This window comes from Pseudomyxococcus flavus (assembly GCF_050038885.1).
In the GTDB taxonomy this organism is placed as follows: Bacteria; Myxococcota; Myxococcia; order Myxococcales; family Myxococcaceae; genus Myxococcus; species Myxococcus flavus.
Map to the genome: position 1 here is coordinate 2488061 of NZ_CP143624.1, position 22509 is coordinate 2510569.

Annotated in this window: 23 protein-coding genes; 11 read left to right on the forward strand and 12 right to left on the reverse strand. The window is 71.6% G+C overall.

Annotated features, from left to right (window positions below; translation table 11 throughout):
* Positions 1-18: 18 nt before the first annotated feature.
* Both VZL07_RS10465 and VZL07_RS10470 read right to left on the reverse strand, forming a co-directional pair.
* Entirely contained in the window at positions 19-513 is a 495-nt protein-coding gene (locus VZL07_RS10465; protein ID WP_426755350.1) for a hypothetical protein, read from the reverse strand.
* 279 nt (positions 514-792) lie between these two features.
* Positions 793-1632, reverse strand: coding sequence for an SDR family oxidoreductase (locus tag VZL07_RS10470; protein ID WP_426755351.1), 840 nt, complete (start codon positions 1630-1632; stop codon positions 793-795).
* Positions 1633-1744: 112 nt separating this feature from the next.
* Between VZL07_RS10470 and VZL07_RS10475 the strand changes: the two genes are divergently transcribed.
* On the forward strand, positions 1745-2197 hold the full coding sequence (locus tag VZL07_RS10475; RefSeq protein ID WP_426755352.1) for a winged helix-turn-helix transcriptional regulator: 453 nt from the start codon (positions 1745-1747) through the stop codon (positions 2195-2197).
* 92 nt (positions 2198-2289) lie between these two features.
* Here the strand turns inward: VZL07_RS10475 and VZL07_RS10480 are convergent, their stop codons facing one another.
* Complete coding sequence (locus VZL07_RS10480; protein WP_426755353.1) at positions 2290-3879, reverse strand: phospholipase D-like domain-containing protein; 1590 nt, start codon at positions 3877-3879, stop codon at positions 2290-2292.
* A 93-nt stretch (positions 3880-3972) separates the two neighbouring features.
* Positions 3973-4212: a chaperonin gene (locus VZL07_RS10485; protein ID WP_426755354.1), complete on the reverse strand. Its 240-nt coding sequence runs from the start codon at positions 4210-4212 to the stop codon at positions 3973-3975.
* Between the two features lie 523 nt (positions 4213-4735).
* Here VZL07_RS10485 and VZL07_RS10490 point away from each other — a divergent pair.
* Positions 4736-5311: a hypothetical protein gene (locus tag VZL07_RS10490; RefSeq protein ID WP_426755355.1), complete on the forward strand. Its 576-nt coding sequence runs from the start codon at positions 4736-4738 to the stop codon at positions 5309-5311.
* 59 nt (positions 5312-5370) lie between these two features.
* Positions 5371-6153: a hypothetical protein gene (locus tag VZL07_RS10495; RefSeq protein WP_426755356.1), complete on the forward strand. Its 783-nt coding sequence runs from the start codon at positions 5371-5373 to the stop codon at positions 6151-6153.
* A 22-nt stretch (positions 6154-6175) separates the two neighbouring features.
* Here VZL07_RS10495 and VZL07_RS10500 read toward each other — a convergent pair whose 3' ends face one another.
* From VZL07_RS10500 to VZL07_RS10535, 8 genes are all read right to left on the reverse strand, one after another.
* Entirely contained in the window at positions 6176-6604 is a 429-nt protein-coding gene (locus VZL07_RS10500) for a hypothetical protein (RefSeq protein WP_426757279.1), read from the reverse strand.
* A 23-nt stretch (positions 6605-6627) separates the two neighbouring features.
* A complete protein-coding gene (locus tag VZL07_RS10505; RefSeq protein ID WP_426755357.1) occupies positions 6628-7272 on the reverse strand; it encodes an anti-sigma factor family protein in 645 nt (214 codons plus the stop codon).
* Between the two features lie 72 nt (positions 7273-7344).
* Positions 7345-7959, reverse strand: a complete 615-nt coding sequence (locus VZL07_RS10510; RefSeq protein WP_426755358.1) for an RNA polymerase sigma factor — start codon at positions 7957-7959, stop codon at positions 7345-7347.
* 81 nt (positions 7960-8040) lie between these two features.
* Positions 8041-8952: an Immediate early protein ICP0 gene (locus VZL07_RS10515; protein ID WP_426755359.1), complete on the reverse strand. Its 912-nt coding sequence runs from the start codon at positions 8950-8952 to the stop codon at positions 8041-8043.
* A gap of 151 nt (positions 8953-9103) precedes the next feature.
* Positions 9104-9586, reverse strand: coding sequence for a hypothetical protein (locus tag VZL07_RS10520; protein ID WP_426755360.1), 483 nt, complete (start codon positions 9584-9586; stop codon positions 9104-9106).
* 7 nt (positions 9587-9593) lie between these two features.
* The gene (hemF, locus tag VZL07_RS10525) at positions 9594-10502 is read right to left on the reverse strand and encodes an oxygen-dependent coproporphyrinogen oxidase (protein WP_426755361.1); all 909 of its coding nucleotides are present in this window, start codon (positions 10500-10502) and stop codon (positions 9594-9596) included.
* A gap of 72 nt (positions 10503-10574) precedes the next feature.
* A complete protein-coding gene (locus tag VZL07_RS10530) occupies positions 10575-11333 on the reverse strand; it encodes a hypothetical protein (protein ID WP_426755362.1) in 759 nt (252 codons plus the stop codon).
* Positions 11334-11422: 89 nt separating this feature from the next.
* Positions 11423-11713 carry a DUF3467 domain-containing protein gene (locus VZL07_RS10535; protein ID WP_426755363.1) on the reverse strand — a complete coding sequence of 97 codons (291 nt, stop codon included), beginning with the start codon at positions 11711-11713 and terminating at the stop codon, positions 11423-11425.
* Positions 11714-11788: 75 nt separating this feature from the next.
* Here VZL07_RS10535 and VZL07_RS10540 point away from each other — a divergent pair, with 75 nt between their 5' ends.
* The 8 genes from VZL07_RS10540 (at position 11789) to VZL07_RS10575 (ending at position 22464) form a co-directional block, all read left to right on the forward strand.
* A complete protein-coding gene (locus VZL07_RS10540; RefSeq protein ID WP_426757280.1) occupies positions 11789-12595 on the forward strand; it encodes an alpha/beta hydrolase in 807 nt (268 codons plus the stop codon).
* Positions 12596-12664: 69 nt separating this feature from the next.
* On the forward strand, positions 12665-13387 hold the full coding sequence (locus VZL07_RS10545) for an ABC transporter ATP-binding protein (protein WP_426755364.1): 723 nt from the start codon (positions 12665-12667) through the stop codon (positions 13385-13387).
* Positions 13384-15924 carry an FtsX-like permease family protein gene (locus tag VZL07_RS10550; protein ID WP_426755365.1) on the forward strand — a complete coding sequence of 847 codons (2541 nt, stop codon included), beginning with the start codon at positions 13384-13386 and terminating at the stop codon, positions 15922-15924. Before VZL07_RS10545 ends, VZL07_RS10550 begins: the two co-directional genes overlap by 4 nt.
* A gap of 3 nt (positions 15925-15927) precedes the next feature.
* Positions 15928-17166: a lipocalin-like domain-containing protein gene (locus VZL07_RS10555; protein WP_426755366.1), complete on the forward strand. Its 1239-nt coding sequence runs from the start codon at positions 15928-15930 to the stop codon at positions 17164-17166.
* A 394-nt stretch (positions 17167-17560) separates the two neighbouring features.
* Positions 17561-19162, forward strand: a complete 1602-nt coding sequence (locus VZL07_RS10560) for a hypothetical protein (RefSeq protein WP_426755367.1) — start codon at positions 17561-17563, stop codon at positions 19160-19162.
* Positions 19163-19319: 157 nt separating this feature from the next.
* Entirely contained in the window at positions 19320-19538 is a 219-nt protein-coding gene (locus VZL07_RS10565; protein ID WP_426755368.1) for a hypothetical protein, read from the forward strand.
* 92 nt (positions 19539-19630) lie between these two features.
* On the forward strand, positions 19631-21121 hold the full coding sequence (gene glpK, locus VZL07_RS10570) for a glycerol kinase GlpK (RefSeq protein ID WP_426755369.1): 1491 nt from the start codon (positions 19631-19633) through the stop codon (positions 21119-21121).
* Positions 21121-22464, forward strand: a complete 1344-nt coding sequence (locus tag VZL07_RS10575; protein ID WP_426755370.1) for a hypothetical protein — start codon at positions 21121-21123, stop codon at positions 22462-22464. The genes glpK and VZL07_RS10575 overlap by 1 nt, the downstream gene beginning before the upstream one ends.
* Positions 22465-22509: the final 45 nt, after the last annotated feature.

The following is a 22509-nucleotide window of genomic DNA, read 5'->3' on the forward strand; positions in this document are numbered from 1 at the left end:
CGTGGCCGTCATGCCGCGTCAGCGGGTGCTGTCGACCTCGACGTCACTGCTTTCCACTTCCTCGGTCTGCACGTCGTCGGCGTCGAGCTCCTCGACCTCGGACTTGCCGTCCACCGGCTCCTTCTGGATGTTGCCCGAGCCGCCCACGCCGTCCTTCCGGGCGTCCTCGCTCTGCTGACCACCCAGGAGCGGGCCATCCTGCACGTCGTAGCGCTCGCCCTCCGGCGTCGTCACCGAGGTGCCCGCGCCCATGCCGGGACCGCTGCCGCCAGTCGCCTCGCCGTCGTAGACGGTGGGCGCGTCCTGTCGATCACGCCGCTCGTTGTCCGTCACGTCACCGGCTTCGCCCGGGCTGCGGTCATCCCAGTCGGAAGACGTATCCACGGACTCGGGTGACGTCGTCTCCGAGCCGGAGCCACCGATGGCGCTGTCATCCGCCCGCGTGTTCGCCGAGTTGCTCGAACACCCCCAGAAAGCCAGCGCCGCCACTGCGGCCATGAGAGGAAGCTTCATGGTGAACCCCCTTGCGTGAGAGAAGTTGTGCTCTCGACAAGGTGGCGTCCCTCGCGGCAGGCACAACCCGCCAGCCGTGCCCGTGCCCCCGGGCCCGTCCCAAGGCAGGCGGGCGCCCAGGGCCCCGCCTCCCCGCCGCCTCCGGGAGCGGCTCGCCCGGACCGCACGGGAGCAGGTCCCTGAGCCGCCCGCCCCTGAGGCGCCTCCACGCCACGAGTGAGGCGGGCCACGGCGTTCCCGGACCGAGCACCGGGCCCCTTGCTCCGAAACGGCGTGCCGTCAGCGGAACGCCGCGACGTGGCGCTCCACCCATGCGGAGAACGGGCTCGGCGGACGCCCGAGCACCCGCTCGACCTCAGGGCTGACGCGTCGCTCCTCCTCCGTGGGGGCGCCGAGAATGTCGAGCGTGCCATCGGCGACGGGCTCGGGCATGAACCGCAGCATCATCGACCGGGCCTCCTCGCGGCTCCACTCCACGAAGCGCAGCGGCGCCCCCAGGGCCTCCGCGATGACGGCGGTCTGCTGGCGCGGGGAGATGGCGGTGGGGCCGGTGAGCACGTACACCTTGCTGTCATGGCCGTCCTCGCGCAGCGCGCGGTCCGCGACGGCCGCGATGTCCGCGGGGTCCACGATGGGGAGCGCCACGTCAGCGAAGGGGGCCGCGATGCTGCGCTCGGCGCGCACGGAGGCCGCCCACGCCAGGGCGTTCGAGGCGAAGCCACCGGGGCGAAGAATCGTCCAGCGAGCCGACGTCGCCCGAACCGCGTCCTCGACAGCACGCAGGTGCGCATGCGAGGGCGCCGCGGACCGCGTGCCGACAGCGAGCGACGAGAGCAGCACCACGCGCGGCACCCGGGCTTCTTCCAGGAGGTCGCGCAGCGCCACCGGCGAGAGGCCCTCCCCTCCGCCCGGGATGAGGAGGAAGACGCCCGACGCGCCCCGCAGATGCGGCGTCAGCGACGCGGGCGAGGACAGGTCTCCCTGGACATGGCGGACCCGCGGAGGGAGCGGCTCCGCGGGAGCCCTGCGCGCCACCGCGGTGACCTCCTCTCCCGCTCCCGCGAGCCTCCGCACCAGCTCCCGCCCCACGTTGCCCGTTGCGCCCGTCACGACAATCATTCGCGTGCTCCTCGAAAAGGGTGTGCCCTTTCGATAGCGGTCGCGCGGACGTCGTGGCACTGGATGACGAGCCACCTCCCCGCTTTCCAGTAACCGCCGAGTTACCACCGCCATGTCACTCAAGGTCAGGAAGAACCGAGCCACACCACCGGCCGATATCGTCCGGGCGCCACGCGGCAAGCGCGGAACGGCGTCGGAGGAGTGCCCGCTCAATCGCTCGATGGAGCTGCTCAGCGGGGCGTGGGCACCGCACGTCCTGTATTATCTGAGCGCCCAGCCCCGACGCTTCGGCGAGCTGCGGCTCGACATCCCGGACGTCTCCGCACGCGTGCTCAGTCAGCGCCTGCGAGAGCTCGAGGCGCGGGGCGTGGTCGCGCGCACCGTCGTGCCCACCACGCCGACCTCGACCGAGTACGCGCTCACCGACCTCGGGCGGGAGCTTCTCCCCATCATCCAGGCCATCGCCGACGTCGGCCGTCGTCTCCAGAACCGCCCCGTCGAGCGCCGGAGCCGTCCGCCGAAGCCGCGCCCACGCGGTGAGGCGCGTCCGCTCGCGCTGGGCTGAGATGTGACGTCGAGTTGCCCCATCCCGGGTCCGGCTCCCGTTGCGCTGGCGGCAGCGGGCACACGCCAGTCCCACCGCGTGGCCAATCAGCGCTAACCGTCGTCCTGCACGCAGGGAAGGATGGCGCGGTGCGGGCGCTCGGTGCCCGTACCCACCAGCCAGCGCGACAGCAGCCGGATGCCGGAGGCGAACAGCCCGTCCTCGGCGCGGTGGAGCGCCTCGAAGAGGGACTCGTCCAGCACTGAATCCTCCGGGTCGATGATGAGCTCCTCGGGCTCCAGCGACTTGAGCAGCGGGCTCTGGTCGAACACCGTCACCATCGGGTGGGTGCGCAGGCGCTGCAGGCCCATGACGGCCAGCTCGTCCAGCCACTCCACCAGCCCCCCGTCCGCGGCGGCCAGCATGCGCAGCGCGGGCATGCCCGCCAGGCCCGCGTGCTCCGCCATCAACGACACACGGATGCGGCGGATGGCGCGCATCGTCGCGTCGTTGGGGGCCTCCGCCTCCCAGCTGATGTTCAGCTCCGAGTCCAGCCCGAGGCTCCGGTTGGTGGTGTTCGCCGAGCCCAGCGTGAGGAAGCGGTCATCCACCACCATCACCTTCGAGTGGATGTACGTGTAGACGTCCGCGCCGGTGCGCGCGTCATGCCCCGCGGAGCAGTACACGCCAAAGGCATGCCCCGTCTCGCGCGCCACGCGCTCCAGCGCGCGCAGCAGCCGCACCTGGGCAATGCCCATGGCGAGCTGCTCACGCAGCGCCTCGGGCTGCTGGGGCAGGACCAGGACGATCTGGAGCCGGGGCCGCCACGGCGACCGCATGCGCCTCACCAGCGCCTGGAAGATGGCCCGCGAGGAGAAGTACTGGTTCTCGATGTAGATGAAGCGCTCGGCCGAGTCGATGGCGTCCAGGTACAGCGCGGCCACCTCCTGCACCGGGGGCTGCGGAGGCAGCAGCGTCTTGCCGAAGGTGCGGCTGAGGGCCACCGGCCCCGGCGGCGCCGGCAGGCTCGGCGTGAAGTCCACGTCGTCCCTGGACACCCTGGGCAGCCGCAGCTCGCCGCCGCCCGCGTGCGCCCAGCGCGCCTCGAACAGCTCCGCGAGCCGGTCCACCACGGGGCCCGTCAGGACGGCCTGCACGTCATGGTACGGGCCATGCGGGTCCCTGCCACTGTCACAGCGCAGCTCCGAGCGCACCGGGTGGTCCCGGTCATCCCACCGGCAATCACAGACATCCATTCCGCCGGTGAAGGCCACCGCGCCGTCGATGACGACCACCTTCTGGTGGTGCGCGCCGTACAACGGACTGGAGGCGTCGAAGCGGAAGCGCACCTGTCCGTTCGCCGTCCAGTTGAAGATGAGCCGCTGCATCCACTCGCGCTCCATGGCGAGCAGCAGGCTGAAGTCCCACGCCAGCACGTAGACGCGCAGGTCCGGGTTGGCGCGGCACAGCTCGTCCAGCATGGGCAGCAGCCGCGCCTCGCCGCGCGCCTCGCCCAGGTCCTCTCCCCGCAGCAGCGCGACGTCGCTGTCGAACTGCCAGCCCGTCATCGCGATGTAGCGCCGGGCCTTCTGCGCGGCCCGATACAGCTCCCGGTAGTAGTCGCGCGCGTCCACCAGCACGCCCGCGTCGCTCGCCTCCTCTACCGTCCAGCAATTCCGTCCGGGACTGATGATGCGTCTCAAAGGTGCGTCCCTTCCCGTCGCCGCCTCGGCCGCCCTCCCTGGCGCCACCGCCAGGCCCCTTGCACCTCACGCGCGCCCCGGTGGAGCCGCGCTTCAGCCGACGAAGACGATGTGCTTGCCCGTGGCGACCGTCATGTCCCGGGACGACATCACCTGCGCCACCTTCTTCACCTCGCCACCCACCGTGTCGAACGCCGCCGCGATGAGGTCGCCCAGCGTCACCTGCACCTGCCGAGCGCTCCGGCCCGCGCCCTTCACCGCGCTCGCCGTCGACACCTTCACCTGCTGAGCCTTCCGACGGATGACCTGTCCACGCTTCTGCGTCTTCGCCATGATTTCGTCTCCAAGGGTGAGGGGTTCGCCTGTCCTGCTCCCGACCCGCCGCCGCCAACCTGCACGCCCACTCCCATCAGCAACCGTCGTGCCGAGCGCCAACCCCGCGATTTCCCGAGGGCCGGCTGCTTGGTCCCCCACCCCAAGGACTGGACCTCTGACTTTTTTTCAGCCTTGTGCGCCCCGGCCCCGACGGAACTTCTTCCGGTGGGGGCCTCCGCGCGCCCGGGCGCTCCAAAGCGCCTCCGGGGCAGGTTGCCCCACCGGGGCATCCCGCCCCACGCCAGGCGCCCCACGCCCACGCGGCCCGCGACGCCTGGCTGCCCTCGCGCGGCGCATGGCCGCGGCCCTACTCCCAGCGAAGGGCAGGTCACCTCGCGCCATACCGACCGCGCGGGTCGTTATTGAGCCACGGGGAATCCCATATCGAGTTCTCCGGAAAATTACATACATGCAAGCCTATTTGAAAATATGGAAAAAAGTCGCTTCAATACGTGTCACTTCCCACGAGGGCGTTATCCGTATGGAATTGAAGACCCCCATCAGTGCCACGGCTCCAGCGCTTCAGCCCATGTCCTTCCAGGGTATCGAAGTCATCGGCCAGTCGATTCTCGCCATCGTCAACGGCATGGAGCTCGCCCAGTCGCGCGCGCTGCGCATCCTGGGAGAGAACGGCATCGCGCCGTTGAAGGCGGACACCTGGTACCCCATGCCCGCCCTGCTGAAGTCCTTCCAGCTCGTCTTCGACAAGATTGGCCCCAGCACGGTGAGAACCATCGGGCGGAAGATTCCGGACAGCGCGCACTTCCCGCCGGACATCGACACGCTGGAGAAGGGGCTGCGGGCGGTGGACATGGCCTACCGGATGAACCACCGCGGCAAGGGCACCATCGGCGGCTACCGCTTCGAGCTGGTGGACCGGCGCAACGCGCGCATGGTGTGTGACAATCCCTATCCCTGCGATTTGGACCTCGGGCTCATCGAGGCCATTGGCGACCGGTTCCGCCCCAAGGATTCGCTCTGGGTGCGTATTGAACATGAGGCCAAGAGTTGCCGGCGCCGGGGCGACAGCTCCTGCACATACACCATCAACTGGTAACGGGACTCCGCCAGCGGGCCGGGGCGGTGAATCACCTCACATCCATCGGGAGGTCCACCATGAAGGAAGTGCTCCAACACATCGCTGTGCGCGAGGCGCGCTTCGCAGCGCACCCCTTCTTCTCCGACATGAGGATGGACCGTCCCATCGAACAGGTGATGGCCTTCGCCCCGCGCCTGACGTTCTGGGTGATGACGTTCCAGGACGTGCTGCGCCTCAACGCACACTTCATCCAGGACGCGCACCTCAAGGCGCTCGCCACGCGGCACCACGCCGAGGAGGGCGGGCACGACCAGTGGTTCGAGGAGGACATCTCCGCGCTCACCGGCAGCTCGCTGAGCATCGGCGCCATGTACGGCCGCGCCCACGTGAAGACGCGCGACGCGGCCTACGCCATCATCAGCGAGGTGTACCGCCCGGTGGATGACCGGCTGCGCATCGTCCTGCTGTGGGCGCTGGAGTCCACCAGCCACGTCTTCTTCAGCCGCACCGCCATCGTCACCGCGGCGCAGGGCGCGGATGAGCGGCTGAAGTACTTCTCCGACCACCACATGCAGGCCGAGGCGCAGCACGCCATGTTCGAGCAGGAGCTGGCGGCGGAGCTGGAGGCCATGCAACTGTCCCCCGAGGTGCGCGCGGACGCGCTGGCCATGGTGGACCGCATCTACGAGGCCTTCGACGCCATGTTCGACGGGCTGCGCATCCACCTGGAGCGGGAGCACGCCGAGGCCCCCGCACCGGGCCTCCAGGCGCACGCGCCGCAGGAAGAGGTCCTCCCGCTGGAGCTGGAGGAGGACCTGGAAATCCTCGTCCTGGAAGAGGACGAGGCCCGCGCCGCCTGAGCCCGGCGGCGCGACAGCGGGACTACCGCGCGGGAGGGGAGAGCACGAGGATGAGCTCCCCGCCCACGTACTTGCCCGCCTTCTGGTAGACGGCGCCCTGGCGGCCCAGCTCCACGTCCAGCGTGGGCTGGCGCGGAATGGCCACGCGCACCGTGGCGGTGCCGTCCTTGATGCCCTGCAGCTGCAGCGTCGCGTTGGCGCCGTTGGGCAGCTTCACCTCGGAGGCGCTCTTCGCGCTCACCGTGAGCACCTCCTGCGAGAGGCGCTTGAAGGAGGTGAAGCTGAAGTTCTGCTTCTGGAACTGCTCCTTCATCTTCTCCAGCTCGGGCGGGTTCACCTCGGTGCCCTTCTTCGAGGCGAGCACCACCTCCACCTGGACCTGGACCTTCGCGTCCTGCGCGCTGGCGGCCAGCGGCAGCAGCAGGCCCAGCCCGAGCACCGCCCACAGCATCCGGCCCGACGATACGTGCTTTCTCACAAGGAGCCTCCCGACGGCCTGGGGGCGTCCGGCGCCGGGCGCGCGGGCACGTTGCGCCCGCTTCCGTCCGGCTGGCCGTTGCCCGTCTGTTCCTGCCGCTCACCCTTCTCCGCGCCAGGGACCAGGACGTCCGAGTCCTCGTCCACCAGCCAGATGATGGTGCCCCCATTGTCCGTCTCCATCACCACCGGCGCCACCTCGGCGTTGCGGTAGGGCTGGATGGACTTCACCGTCATGCGCTCGGCGGCGTACCCCACCGGCGCCCTGTCACTCATCAACAGGGGCAGCCCCACCAGTACCAGCACGGCGGCGGTGGCCAGCGACGAAATCATCGCGGTGCGCTGGTAGAGGAACATTTCGGACACTGCCAGCTTCAGCCGCTCCATGAGGGGCGGCTTGTCCGGCGTCACCCGCGCCATGACGCGCTGGGTGAAGTCCTTGAAGTCCACGTCGTCCAGGGCCATGTCCAGGCCCACCCGCAGCAGGCCGGACTCGGCGCGCAGGTCCGCCGCCCGCCCGGTGCAGTCGCGACAGGCCGCCAGGTGCCGCTCCACGTTGACGCGCTCGGCCGAGCTCAGCTCGCCGTCGACGTACGGGGACAGCATGGGGACGAAACGCTCACACGCGGGATTTCCGGCCATTGGCTTTACCTGCTCGCTGGAAGGGGCTGCGAAAATTGGGACGGCAGCTCCTCTCAGATATTCGAGGCCTGCTCACTCACTGCCCACCCCGCTCTTCGCTTCGTCCAACTCCAGGTATTCACTGAGGATTTTCTGGACCTTGGCCCGGGCATGGAAAAGCCGGCTCATCACCGTGCCCTTGGGAATGTCCAGGGTGCGGGCCAGGTCGTCGTAGGACATGCCCTCGATTTCCCGCAGCAGGAGGATGGCCCGGTGCTTCTCCGGCACCGTGCCCAGGGCCTCCTGGATCTTCTCCGCCAGCTCGCGGCGCAGGGCGCTCTTCTGGGGGTTGGTGCCCAGGCGGCTGCCCAGCGCGCCGATGCGGGCCTCGGACAGGTCCATGGACTGGCTCTCGTCGAACTCCACGGCCTCGCCGCCTCCGCCGCGCTTGCGAATCACGTCGATGCAGATGTTGACGGTGATGCGGTAGAGCCAGGTGTAGAAGGACGAGTCGCCCTTGAAGTGGTCCAGGTACTTGTAGACCTTGACGAACGCCTCCTGGGAGACGTCCATCGCTTCCTCCTTGTCCTTCAGCATGCCCAGGGCAACGGCGTACACCTTGCGCTGGTAACGCTCGACGAGGAGTTTGAAAGCGCGCTGGTCGCCGCTCCGGACGCGCTTGACGAGAGTGAGGTCGTCGGTGGCCAAGTAGGTGCGGCAACCTAGCACAAGCGGGCGCAATCCAAGGAGATTCGCACTGGCGAAGGCGCCGCCGCCGGGCGGACGGGCCTAGAGACTGACGAGCGCTGCCACGGCGAGTGCGATGCCCAGCAAGGCCAGCAAGGCGCCAAACGTCACCCGCTCCCACCGCCCCTGCGCCACCGCCCCGTCCTCCGGGTCCGAGCGGAAGCGGTGCAGCACGTTCCACAGCATCCTCGGCCCCAGGCGGCGATTCGTACCGCGCGGGCGCCGCGCGTCCTCCGCCTCTTCCTGGGGCACCTCCTCGCGCGGGCGCAGCGCCGGCATCGCCGGGCCATGCAGCAGCACCGCCGCCCGGGCGCCAGGGGCCTGGGCCAGCGCCTGCTCGGCCGGTCGGGCGGCCACCTCCTCGGAGTGGCGCACCTCGGGAGGCGGCTCCAGCCGCACGGCGGCGGCCCGCAGCCGGGCCTCGGCGGGTGTGCGGGCTTCCATCACCCACAGGCCGCGCGTCACGCCGTCCTCACCGGTGTGCGCGTCCCGCAGCTCGGCGAAGCCCTGCCCCTCGAGCGCCTCGCGGAAGGCCTCCCGGGCCTCCGGCTCGGGCGGGAGCTGCGCGGCGGCCGTGGCGTAGGCCGCATAGAATTCCCACAGCCGGGTGGCCCGCTCCGAGCCCGACAGCCGCGGCGGCGCCAGGTGCGAGGCCAGCAGCGCCGCGTCCGACGCGAAGCGGCGCCCCAGCGCCTCCTGCCCGGAGGTGTCCGCGAGCTGGGGCGGCACCAGCTCCGCCACCGACTTCACCGGCGGGCGCTCCTGGCCGCCCATGGGCGGGTGCGGCGCGGGTGGCTGCCGCGGGCGGAAATTGTCATCGGGCCGGGAAGGCTGCGCCCCGCGCCCCCAGTCTCGCGGGCCCTGTACGTCCGGGCCCGCCAGACGCCGGGAGCCGCCAGCGCCCAGTGAGCGGAGGGCGCGGTCAATCACGTTGGGGATGCGTAGGGAGGGCATGGGCGATGCCTCGCTCTGGCTGGGGGGGCCGGCCTGTTGCGTCCGAGCCTGACACGCGCCGCTGCCGCGTACCGTTACCGCCCATTTCAAGGGTCGGCCTGCCCGGCCCCTTCATTCTCGCGGGGAACGCGGAGAGGGTTGCGGCCCGCGGCTACTCGCCCGCGCGCTCCACCTCGATGGGCGTGGTCATTCCGTTCGCATCCAGACGAACGCGGTAGACGGAGTTCTGCCCGTCACCGTCGAAGTCCCCCCGGGCGAGGCAGGACACCTCCGGCTCCCCCACGGGACTCTCCAGCACCACCACCTGGTACTGGAAGCGCACCTTCCCCTCCGGCTCGAAGCCGATGCGGTGGAAGGCCTCGTCCTCGGGGAAGGGCACGGCCCGGCCTCCGGGCGGAATCTCCTTCGGCGTGGGCCCCGCGGTGACGTAGACGCCGTGCTCGGCGCGGTAGGCCTGGACGGCGTCGCACAGCGCCAGCACGTTGACGCGGGCCTCGGTGTCATCCGCGGCCCCCTGCGGGGCCGTCCCACCCGGGCCGCGCGCCCGGAGGCCCCCCCAGAGCGCGAGTCCGAGGATGGCTCCCCCGGCGAGCCCCACGAGCAGCAACCGCTGGCGCCTCGAGTCCCGGGCCATCCGCCGCTCAGCCTCCCTGGTGGGCCCAGTCGCGGGGCTGGCGCAGCACCTCCACCAGCCGCGCCTCGGGCGTCCCGGGCTCGGGGTGGTAGTCGTAGCGCCAGCGGACCTGCGGCGGCAGCGACATGAGGATGGACTCGGTGCGCCCGCGCGTCTCCAGGCCGAAGACGGTGCCCCGGTCGTAGACGAGGTTGAACTCCACGTAGCGCCCGCGCCGCACCTCCTGCCAGAAGCGCTGCCCCTCCGTCACCGGCGTGTCCTTGCGCCGCTCGGCGATGGGCAGGTACGCGTCGAGGAAGGCCCGGCCGCAGTCCTGGACGAAGGCGAACTCCTTCTCCAGGTCCCCGCCCATGTTCTCGAAGAAGATGCCGCCCACGCCGCGCGTCTCCTCGCGGTGGCGCAGGTAGAAGTACCCGTCGCACGCGGCCTTGAAGCGCGGGTAGTAGTCCGCGTCGTGCCTGTCACACGCGGCCTTGTGCACGCGGTGGAAGTGCGCCGCGTCCTCCTCGTAGAGGTAGTAGGGCGTCAGGTCCGCGCCGCCGCCGAACCACGCCTTCCCGCCCTGGTGGATGAAGCGGTAGTTGGCGTGCACGGTGGGCACATGCGGGTTGCGCGGGTGCAGCACCAGGGAGAGCCCGCCCGCCCAGAAGCGGCGGCCCTCGCCCTGGAGCTTCTGCGCGAACTGCTCCTCCAGCTCGCCGAACACCACCGACGTGTTGACGCCGGCCTTCTCCAGCACGGCGCCGTCCTCCAGCACCCGGCTGCGGCCACCGCCACCGCCGGGACGGCTCCACGCGTCCTCGCGGAAGCGCGCCGAGCCGTCCAGCCGCTCCAGGGCGGTGCAGATGTCGTCCTGCAGCGACCGGATGAAGGCCGTCATCCGCTCCTTGAGACTCTCCACGTCTACCGTCTTCATTCACGCTCCCAGGGCCCGGCGCCCGCCGCAGGCCTACACCACTTCCCGGCCCCGGGGGAGCGCGCGCGCGCCCTACGGCTGCATCGAGTATTCGTCCGGGGCCTCGAAGTCCACCGGCGGCACGGCGGGCGCCATCTGCCCCGCCGCGTCGAAGGCCTGGATGCGGGCCCGGTAGCTGCGGCCATCCTCCATGGCGAAGGTGCCGCTGCAGGCCTCATGGCCGATGAAGGCCGTGTTGTTGCTCACCGGCACCACGTACTGCTGGACGCTGGGGCCCGGGCGGCGCGGCTCCAGCTTCACCACCAGGTACGCCGGGCTGTCCTCCTTCAGCGACAGGTTGAGCCGGACGAAGCGGGCGGTGCCCTGGGCGCTGCGGCGCAGGAAGCCCTCGGAGACGGCGGGGCGCTTGAGCCAGCGCGGGGCCTGCTTGTCCGGCCCCTTGCCCGTGCGCCACTCGGGCAGCATGGTGCCGCGGCCATTGAGGAGCGCCACGTTGGGCAACACCTCGTCCACGCGCAGCGTGTAGCGCTTGTCCGGCTCCATCTTCCCGGCGGGCTTGAGGATGACGGTGACGCGGCCCAGGCTGCTCTCCCAGCCGCGCTGCGCGGACACCTCGACGATGTGGTTGTCCGCCACCAGCCGCAGCTTCTTGCCCACGAGCGCGGCCACCTGGGGCCGCGCGGTCCCCACCCCTTCCAGCAGGAAGCGAGCGTTGGTGGGGATGATGGCGCCCGGTGTGGGGAAGAGCTGCACGCCGTCGCCCAGGCACTGGGCCGCGGCGGAGGAGGCGTAGAGCGACACGAGCAACGGGACAAGGAGTCTGAGCACCATGGGGCCAGTCTGCGCGCCACGGCTCCCGAAGGCCAGCGAACGGCCAGGAGAAACACCCGACGTGTGGGTTTCCCGGGGCCGGAGGACGCTCAGTGCACGCCGCCGTCTTCCTCGGGAATCGCGATGGGGCCGAACTTCGCCTCGTAGCGCTGGATGTTGTCCTGCATGGCCGCCAGCAGCCGCTTCATGTGCTTGGGGCTGGTGATGATGCGCGAGCGCACCCGGGCCTTGGGTTGCTGGGGCTGGACGTAGATGAAGTCCAGGGTGAACTCGGTGTCCGAGTGGTTCACCAGGGCCATGTTCACGTACTGACCATTGGCCACGTCCTCATCCATCTGAATCTGCAACTGCATGTCCGGGGGCTTCGGAGTGTCCGCCATGAGGCAGGGGGCATAGCGCCTGCGCCCGCGCGTGGCCAGTGTCACGGCGTGAGCCCGACTGCCGAGACCGGGGCCCTGGACCCGCGGAAGACGGCCCCCTTCGACCTGGGACGGGGCGATGAGGTGTGCCTGCTCCTCCATGGCTTCACGGGAAGCCCGTGGGACGTGCGCCCGCTGGGCGAGGCCCTGGCCGCGCGGGGCCTGCGCGTGGTGGCGCCCCGCCTGCCGGGCCATGGCACCACGCCCCAGGCCCTGCTCCATGTCACCTGGCGCGACTGGCAGGCCGCGGCGGAGCGGGCCCTGCATGAGGTGGGCGGCCGCCGGGGCGTGTTCGTGGCCGGCCTCTCCATGGGGGCGCTGCTGGCGCTCGGGCTGGCGGCGCGGCATCCGGAGGCCGTGCGGGCGCTGACGCTCATCGCGCCCGCGGTGCGCTTCCGGGGGCCGCGCATGTTCCTCGTCCGGCAGCTCGCGCGCACCCCGGTGCTGGAGTGGACGCACCCGTGGGTGGCGAAGACGGGCACGGACATCTCGGACCCGGAGGCCCTGGCGGAGGCCCCGGTGCTGCCGGCCTTCCCCGTGGCGAGGCTGAGGGATTTGTGCACGCTCCAGACGCTGGCGATTCGCGACGCGGCGCACGTGCGCTGCCCCACCCTGGTCGCGGTGGCGGAGCAGGACCACGTCGTGGACCCGGACGGCGGGCGGTGGCTCGCACGCCGCCTCACCGCGGCGCCGTCGGTGCGGGTGCTCTCGCTGCGGCAGGGCTTCCACATCATCCCCCGTGACACGGCGGGGCCCCTGCTGGCGGCGGAGGTGGGCGACTTCCTCACGCAGCCGCAACACGCGTCCTACTGGGAGACCCCTTCGCCCGCTGCTGGCGCCTGAACGGGGTGCGGCCATGCGCGAGCGGAGGAAGCGGCGGCGCGCGAGGCAGCCGTGTATGGAGGTGCACCCATGCCTCCGCCCGACTCCGCTCCCCTGGTCGAACTGCGCGACGTCACCAAGGCCTACGCCGAAGGCGACACCGTGCGCGAGGTCCTCTCCGGCGTCCGGCTCTCCCTGCATCGGGGCGAGTTCGTGGTGCTGCTGGGGCGCAGCGGCTCCGGCAAGTCCACGCTGCTCAACCTCATCAGCGGCATCGACCTGCCCAGCCAGGGCGAGGTCCGCGTGGACGGGCGCGACCTGTCACGGCTGAACGAGCGCGAGCGCACGCTGCTGCGCCGCGAGCGCATCGGCTTCATCTTCCAGGCCTTCAACCTGCTCCCCACGCTGACGGTGGAGGAGAATGTCCGGCTGCCGCTGGAGCTCAACGGGCACGGCGGCGCGGAGGCCAGCGCCCGGGCGAAGACGCTGCTGGAGCAGGTGGGCCTGGGCCCGCGCGCGCACAGCTTCCCGGACCGGCTGTCCGGCGGCGAGCAGCAGCGCGTGGCGGTGGCGCGGGCCCTGGCCCACGAGCCGCCGCTGCTGCTGGCGGACGAGCCCACCGGCAACCTCGACGAGGCCACGGGACGGCAGGTGCTGGACCTGCTGGAGGCGCTGACGCGCAAGGGCAACACCTGCGCGCTCGTCGTCACCCATGAGCCCGGGCTGGTGTCCCGCGCCCACCGCGTCCTGACGATGGAGGGTGGCCGCCTGGTGGAGGTGCCCCGGGCCTCCTCGCGGAAGGAGGCGCTGTGAGCCGGCTGCTGGTCCACTCCAGCCTGCGCCACCTGGGCCGCCACCCGTGGCTCACGGGCCTGTCGCTGCTGGGCATCGCGCTGGGCGTGGCGGTGGTGGTGTCCATCGACCTGGCGAGCGGCAGCGCCCTGCGCGCCTTCGAGCGCTCCACGGACGCGGTGGCCGGGCGCGCCACGCACCAGCTCGTGGGCGGCTCCACGGGCGTGCCGGACGCGGTGTACCGCGACCTGCGCGTGCGCCCCGGCGCGCCGGTGGCCGCGCCCGTCGTGGAGGGCCACGTCCAGGCGGCGGTGGGCGACAGGCGCACGCTCACGGTGCTGGGCGTGGACCCCTTCGTGGAGGGCCCCTTCCGCGACTACGCCCGCGGCGAGGCGGTGGGCAACGTGAGCGCGCTGCTCACCGAGCCGGGCGCGGTGATGCTGAGCGCCCGGGCCGCGCGGGCCCTGGGGTTGACGACCGGCGACACGCTGCCGGTGCGCCTGGAGGGCCTGGAGAAGCCGCTGCGCGTGGTGGGACTGCTGGAGCCGGCGGACGAGGACACCGCGCGGGCGCTGGAGGCGCTGGTGCTCACGGATGTGGCCACCGCGCAGGAGCTGCTGGGCCAGACGGGGCGGCTGACGCGCGTGGACCTGCGGCTGACGGGCGGCGACGCGCAGGTGCAGGCGCTGGCGGCCACCCTGCCCCCGGGCCTGGAGCTGGTGCGCGCCGCGTCGCGCGCGGGCACGGTGGAGCAGATGACGCGGGCCTTCCGCACCAACCTCACCGCGCTGTCGCTGCTGGCGCTCGTGGTGGGGATGTTCCTCATCTACAACACCATGACGTTCTCCGTGGTGCAGCGGCGCGGGCTGCTGGGCCGCCTGCGCGCGCTGGGCATCACCCGGCGCGAGCTCTTCGCGCTGGTGCTGGGCGAGGCCGCGGTGCTGGGCGCGGTGGGCACGGTGCTGGGGCTGCTGCTGGGCGTGCTGCTGGCGCGTGGGCTGGTGGAGCTCGTCACCCAGACGCTCAATGACCTGTACTTCGTGGTGAGCGTGCGGCGGCTGGCGCTGGAGCCCTTCACCCTGGCCAAGGGCCTGGCGCTGGGCCTGGGCGCCACGCTGCTGGCGGCCCTGGTGCCCGCGTGGGAGGCGGCGCGCTCGCCGCCGGTGACGACGATGCGCAGGTCCACGCTGGAGGACGTCTCGCGCGGGCGGGCGCCGCGGCTGGCCCTTTTGGGGCTTCTGGTGCTGGCCGCCGGCACCGCGCTGCTGGCGTGGCCCACCCAGGCGCTGCTGCCCGCCTATGGCGGACTCTTCTCGGTGCTGCTGGGCGCGGCGCTGCTGGTGCCGTGGACCACGCAAGGGTTGTCCGCCCTGGCCGCCCAGCCGCTGGGCGCCGCCTTCGGACTGATGGGGCGCATGGCCGCGCGGGGCGTGCACACCAGCCTCAGCCGCACGGCGGTCGCGCTGGCGGCGCTGATGGTGGCGGTGGCCACCACGGTCGGCGTGGGCCTCATGGTGTCCAGCTTCCGCGGCACGGTGGTGTCATGGCTGGACACGTCGCTCCAGGCGGACGTGTTCATCTCCCCGCCGTCGCTCGTCGCGCGGCGCGGCGGCGCCACGCTGCTGCCCGGGCTGGCCGAGACGCTGCGCGCCACGCCCGGCGTCGCCGGCAGCAGCACCCTGCGCGTGGCCAACGTGCGCGTGGACGGCGTGCCCACGGACCTGATGGCCGTCGACTTCTCGCGCACGTCCGCGCGCCCCTACACCTTCAAGCAGGGCACTCCGGAGACGGTGTGGCGCGAGCTGATGGCGTCGCCCGACACGGTCCTCGTCTCGGAGCCCTTCGGCTTCCACCGCGGCGTCGGCGTGGGAGACTCGGTGCGGCTGGCCACGGACAAGGGGCCGCGCGACTTCCGCGTGGTGGGCGTGTACTTCGACTATGGCTCGGACGTGGGCACGCTGCTGATGCCGCGCACGACCTACGAGCACTGGTTCGACGACCGGGGCATCAGCGGCGTGGCGCTGTACGCGGCGCCCGGGCAGGACGTGGACGCGCTGGTGGCCTCGGTGCGCGAGCGGGCCGGCGACGCGCAGGCGCTGCTGGTGCGCGCCAACCGCTCGCTGCGGCAGGCGTCCCTGGACGTCTTCGACCGGACCTTCACCATCACCCAGGTGCTGCGGCTGCTCGCCATCGGCGTGGCCTTCGTGGGTGTCTTGAGCGCGCTGATGGCCCTGCAGCTGGAGCGCGCGCGGGAGTTCGCCGTGCTGCGCGCCACCGGGCTGACGCCGGAGCAGCTCTGGGGCCTGGTGTCGCTCCAGACGGGGCTGCTGGGGCTGCTGGCAGGGCTGTTCTCCGTGCCGCTGGGCGTGGGGCTGGCCTACGTCCTGGTGCACGTCATCAACCAGCGCTCCTTCGGGTGGACGCTCCAGCTCGCGCTGACGCCGCAGACGCTGGTGCAGGCGGTGGTGCTGGCGCTGGTGGCCTCCGCGCTGGCGGGCCTCTACCCCGCCTGGAAGATGGCGCGCGCCAACGCCGCGCTGGCGCTGCGAGAGGAGTGAGACATGGGCAACGGCCGGGGACTCATCATCGGAACGGCGGTGGTGCTGGTGGGGCTGGCGGCCGCGGTGGCCTTCATCACCCGCGAGCAGCCCCTGCCCGCGCTGCGCCAGGGCGGCACGCTGACGGTGGCCAGCGCCATGAGCGGCAGCACGGAGGGCTACGCACGCGCGGAGGCGCCCCGGGCCTTCCAGTTCCCCGAGGACCACGGCCCGCACCCGGCGTTCCGCACGGAGTGGTGGTACTGGACGGGCAACCTGGAGACGGAGGACGGGCACGCCTTCGGCTACCAGTTCACCCTGTTCCGCAACGCGCTGGCCCCCGAGGCCGCGCCGCGAGACTCCGCCTGGGGCGCGCGGCAGGTCTACATGGGCCACTTCACGGTGACGGACGTGAAGGGCGGCACCTTCCACGCCTCGGAGCGCTTCAGCCGCGTGGCGCTGGGGCTGTCCGGCGCCACCGCGCGGCCCTTCAAGGTGTGGCTGGAGGACTGGGAGGCAACCAGCGTGGGCGAGTCCACCTGGCCCATGCGGCTGCGCGCGCGCACGGACGAAGTGGCGCTGGAGCTGCTGCTGGAGCCGGGCAAGTCGCCGGTGCTCCACGGTGACCGCGGCCTGAGCCAGAAGAGCGCGGAGCGCGGCAACGCGTCCTACTACTACTCGATGACGCGCATGCCCTCGCGCGGCACGGTGGAGGTGGATGGCCGGACGTACACGGTGAAGGGCGAGAGCTGGATGGACCGCGAGTGGAGCACCAGCGCGCTCGGCGCGGACCAGGTGGGCTGGGACTGGTTCTCGCTCCAGCTCTCCGACGGCAGCGAGCTGATGTACTACCAGCTGCGTCATCGCGACGGCACGCCGGACGCGTTCAGCTCGGGCCTGTGGGTACCGCCCGAGGGCGGCGGTGAGCCGGTACACCTGAACCGCGACGACATGCGGCTCACGGTGCTGGACTCGTGGAAGAGCCCGCGCAGCGGCGGTGAGTACCCGTCGCGCTGGCGCATGCAGGTGGAGAAGCTGGGGCTGGACCTCACGGTGACACCGCGCCTGGCCGACCAGGAGCTCCCCGTCACCGTCGTCTACTGGGAAGGCAGCGTGGGCCTGGAGGGCGCGCGCCAGGGCCGTCCCGTCACGGGGCGCGGCTACGTGGAGCTGACGGGCTATGCGGACGCGCAGGGGCCACGGCGGCGCGAGGCCCAGGCGCGTGGAGCGCCCGACGTGGCGGCCACCCAAGAGCGCCCGTAGCAGGCAGCGCGGTCCTCCGCGTCTGGCGATTGCGCCTCCAGGGCATCCCTCTCGCCAACGCCAGACAGCAGGACGCACCAGACGGCTGGGGCGTGGCGGCGCGAGCGCCTCCGCTCCGGTTGCGTGACACACCCCTTGGAGACCGGCGCGCCCACGCTGCTCCGGTGGGCGCGCGGGGTGACGGCTGTCTCCCGCGAACACGCGGCACGTCCTCGGGCCTGAGGCGTCCGCGTTCTCCATCAGGGTAGCGCGACGCCGCTCCCGCCCCGCGGCGTTCCCCACGCGCCTGCCCCGGTCCCGGGGCTCACCTGCCAATCCCTGGCACCCTGCTTGCCTCTGGAGTCAGGGCGTGAAGCGACGCGTCCAAAGACAGACATCGGAGGAGACCTGGGGCATGAGCGGACTCGGACGAGGCAGGTGGTGGGCAGGAGTGCTCGGGCTGGCGGTGTTGATGAGCTGTCACGGCGACGAACAGCTCCAACAGCCCCGCCCCCCGGATGACGGCATTGGCGATGGCAACGAGCAGCCTCCGCCCGTAGCCCCTGATGACCCACCACCCGACGAGGGAGACCCACCGCCCATTGGCGGGGAGGACTCCGACGGTGGTACCCCGGACGCAGGCGAGGACGGCGGCGTCCCGGCGCCTCCCGACGCGACCTGGCGAATCCTGGGCCCGGACGAGGGCGGCCCGCGCGAGGTGCTGGGCGTCACCCAGGACGAGGGCGGCAACATCTGGGTCGCCGGCGGCGAGGACGGCCTGTGCCTGTTGACTCCGGGCGCCGCCAGGCTGCGCTGCTACACCATGGCGGACGGCCTGAAGCCCTGGGCCCCGTGGAAGGGCAAGGACCCTGCGCCCGAGGCGCGCTACCTCAAGGTCCTCTCGGTGACGGGCGGCCCGGCGGGCACCGTGTTCGTCGGCTACGAGGGCCGGCCCAACTGCGAGAGCGAGTTCTACAAGGCCCCCGGCGTGTTCGAGGACCCCGCCATCTACAAGAGCGGCGACGCGGACCGCGTGGAGCTCCAGGCGGACGGGACGCTCCGCGTGGTGCACTACGACATCCACTCGCCCGCGCACTCGGTGCCCGGCTATGGCCACCGCGAGAAGCTCTGCACGGTGAACCGCATCGTCTGGGACAAGGCGCGCAACAGCCTGTGGTTCGCGTCCAACCACGGCCTCGCCTGGGGCGAGCCCGACTACCAGGGCGGCGAGGCCTGCACCAACGCGGAGGTGAACGCCGCCAACGAATGGGTCCACTCCGGAGGTGAGAAGCGCCAGCGCTGCAAGTTCGGCGTCATGGAGCACATCCACCCAGCCATCGCGATGAGCGACAGCTCCACCAGCGAGGACAGCCGGCTCGCCGGAGACGTCTGGGGCGTGGCGGTGCGGCCGGACGGCGACGTGTGGATGGGCACGCACATCCGGACCACGCGGTTCAAGATCATGACCAACGCCGTGGGCCACGAAGGCACCGGCGCCCCGTGGAACTTCGAGGCGGCGCGCAAGCAGAGCGAGGAGAAGAAACACGTCGCCAACCGCATCGACCTCTGGCCGGACGCGGTGGCCGAACCCCAGTTCCCCAGCCACGCGCAGCGCAAGGACGACCTGGTGAGCGACCTGGTGCTGATGCCGGACGGCACCGTCTGGGTGTCCAGCTTCGCGTGGGGCCTGGCGAAGCTGAACGACGCGGGCCAGGTGATGGGACATCTGCTCGAGGGTGAGACCGAGCGCTTCGTCTCGTCCCTGGAGCGGGACCCGCTCGATGGCAGCCTCTGGATTGGGCACCGCTGGGGACAGGGGCTGATGCGCATGCACCAGGAGGGGCAGTTCGTCAGCTACAAGCCCATGCTCGGACGGTGGGGGGCCCTCCCCGTCTGGGACATCCAGGCGGTGGGCAGCGGCGAGACGCGCAAGGTGCTGGTGGCCTTCAGCGCCCATCGGGACGCGGCGGGCAACATCGTCCTGCCCGGAGCCATTGGCATCTACAGCGGCAAGTAGCCAGACCGCCTGACTGCCTCCCATGCCTGCCAGGGGGCGCGGGAGGCACTTTCTCCGGCAAGGGCTGTCCGTCGCGGATGAAAGCGTCAACTTGAAGGCACTCCGCACCCGCGGGGCGTCCCTGCCCTGGCGGGGGCCTTCAACGCAAGGAGCCACCATGTCGCTACTGGACAACCTCTTCGGCAATCGTCGCGTGTCGGGCTTCGGTGGATGGAACCGGGGCCGCGGTCGCTACAGCGGCCGCAGCCTGGGCGGCCATGGCCGTGGCTATGGCCGCGGTCGGGCCGGCACCAACCCGCTGGCCCGCATGGCCCTGGGCGGACTGGCCGCCCTGGGCCTCCGCAAGGTGCTCGGCAACCGGCGCTACGGGTACTAGCGGCGGAGCCGGGCAGGAAGCTCGCCTGCCCGGCCCCTCGCCTGGGGTAGGTTCCCTCTCCGCTGGCATCCACCATAGGGAGGGCACACCCCATGCCGAAGGCGAAGTACGTCCTGGCCCTGGACCAGGGCACCACTGGAACGCACGTTTCCATCCTCGACACGAAGCTGCAGGTGGTGGGCCGCTCCTACAAGGAGTTCACCCAGTACTTCCCCAAGCCGTCCTGGGTGGAGCACGACCTGGAGGAAATCTGGGCCAGCAGCGAGTGGTGCATCGCCCGGGCCCTGAAGGATGCCGGCCTGCGCGGCAAGGACATCGCGGCCATTGGCATCACCAACCAGCGTGAGACGACGGGCCTGTGGATGCGCGACAGCGGCGAGCCGCTGGGCCACGCCATCGTCTGGCAGGACCGCCGCACCGCCGAGCAGTGCCGCCGGCTCAAGGAAGAGGGCGTGGAGCCGCGCGTGCGCGAGGTGACGGGCCTGGTGGTGGACCCGTACTTCTCCGGCACCAAGCTCACGTGGCTGTTCGACCACCTGAAGGGCGCGCGGGCGAAGGCGGAGAAGGGCGACGTGTGCTTCGGCACCATCGACACCTGGCTCGTCTACAAGCTCACCGGCGGCGAGGTGCACGTCACCGACGTGTCCAACGCCAGCCGCACGCTGCTGATGGATTTGACGACGCTGCAGTGGAGCGACGAGATGCGCGCGCTGCTGTCCGTGCCGGCCGCGTGCCTGCCGCAGATTCGCGGCTCCGCGGAGGTGTACGGCACCACGCGCGGCATGCGCAGCCTGCCAGACGGCATCCCCGTGGCGGGCATGGCGGGAGACCAGCAGGCGGCCCTCTTCGGCCAGGCCTGCTTCGAGCCCGGCGAGTCCAAGTGCACCTACGGCACCGGCGCCTTCCTGCTGATGAACACCGGCTCGGAGCCGGTGCGCTCGTCGGCGGGCCTGCTCACCACCGTGGCGTGGCGGCTGGGCGGCACCGGCACCACCACCTACGCGCTGGAGGGCAGCAGCTTCATCGCCGGCGCCGCGGTGCAGTGGATGCGCGACGGGCTCAAGGCCATCAAGCGCGCGCCGGACATCGAGGCGCTGGCCGCCACCGTGAAGGACTCCGGGGACGTCGTCTTCGTGCCGGCCCTGGCGGGCCTGGGCGCACCGCACTGGCGTCCGGAGGCGCGCGGCCTCTTCGCCGGCATCGACCGCTCCACCACCGTGGCCCACATGGCGCGCGCGCTGCTGGAGGGCATCGCGCTGCAGATTCACGACCTGGCGGAGGCCATGCGCCGCGACAGCGGGCGGGACATCCCCGTGTTCAAGGCGGACGGCGGCGCGGCGGCCAACAACCTCCTCATGCAGTTCCAGGCGGACGTGCTGGGCGTGCCGCTGGTGCGCCCGCGCAACCTGGAGACGACGAGCCTGGGCGCGGCCTTCCTCGGCGGCCTGGGCGTGGGCATCTGGGACAGCCCGGACGCCATCCGCCGCGCGTGGAAGGCGGACAAGACGTTCAAGCCGAAGATGAAGGCGGACGCCCGCGAGCGACACCTGGCCAAGTGGCGGCGGGCCGTGGAGCGCGCGTGATGCGGGCGGCCCACGCCCTCCGGCTGCTGTCGGCGCTGCTGGCGCTGGGCACGGGCACGGGGTGCCCCATGAGCCCCTGTGAAACCCACCCGCCAGCTCCGCTCTTCGACAGCACGATGGTCGGCGTGGGTCAGCCCCTGGAGCTCACCGTCGACGCCGTGCTCAACGAGTGCGCCTACTCGCGGGAGGACCGGGCGCAGTCCGTCACCGTGGAGGTGAGGGACCCGCAGAACCGCGTGGTCCCCGCCACCGCGGAGCTGCGGCCACATGGCTATGACGCCATCGTGCGCTTCACGCCGGAGCAGACGGGGCGCTACCACCTCGTCGTCTCCTTCTCTCCGGTGGGCAGCGTCCGCCAGAGCTCGCTCTACGTGGTGGAGGACCACAGCGCCGAGCCCCTCCAGGCGGAGCTCTCCACGGTGGTGGAGTGCCTCTCCGTGGACCGGACGTCATCCGGAACGTGGCTGTGCGGCAGCCGGGCGCTGCGCACGCCGGACCAGGAGCCCCAGCCCCTGGGCGACTACTTCTCTCCCGCCGTCGTGGCGGACGACGTGGTGTGGGTGACGGAAGCCGCGGAGGTGCGCCGCTACGTCGACACCGGCAGCGGCCCGCTGGCCACCTCCGCCACGGCGCCCTTCCCCGCCGGGGCGCCGCCCCATGCGCGGCTCGCCACCGCGAGCGAGCTGCTGCTGCTGGATGACGCGAACCTGCACCGCTATGCCTATTCGGAGGCAGAAGGGCTGCGCGCCATGGGCGCGGCCCCCGTTCCTCCCGCGCGGCTGGCCACGTTCAGTGATGACCTGCCCTCGCTGCTGATTCGCGCGGGCGAGCGGCTGCTGGTGGTGCGCATCGCCGAAGGTCCGCCTTCCGCCGGGCTGGTCATCGAGGCCTGCCCCTACCAACTCGACGCCACGGGCGCGCCCCAGCCCGTCCCGGACGAGCCCTGTCACAGCGTCCCGGGCATCCCCGTGGGCCACGAGGAGGGCGTGCTGTGGGCGCGCGCCGTCCCCATCACGGAGGGCACGACGCTGCTCCGGTACTCGGCGGCGAGCGGCAGCCTGGTCCTGGAAGGCGTCCTGGAGATGGGCCCCTCCTTCCAGGTGCAGGCCGCCAGTCGCCTGCGGACCATGGGCTTTGGACTCCCCGTGGTTTCATCCGCCACGAGCAACTCGGGCCCCTATGCCGTGCCCCGCTGGCGCGCGGAGACGGGCACCGTCGTCCTGGAGCTGCTGCCGTCCCCCCCGGGGCACAAGCCGCCCTTCGTCAGCGGGCGCCACTTCTGGCTGGAACACCGAAACGTACTTTATGGCGTGAAAGTGTACGGGCGGCCGTCCACGCCTTGACGAAGGACAGCGCGTGTCTTCCCTCGGGCGCGGGAGCGGGTAGAA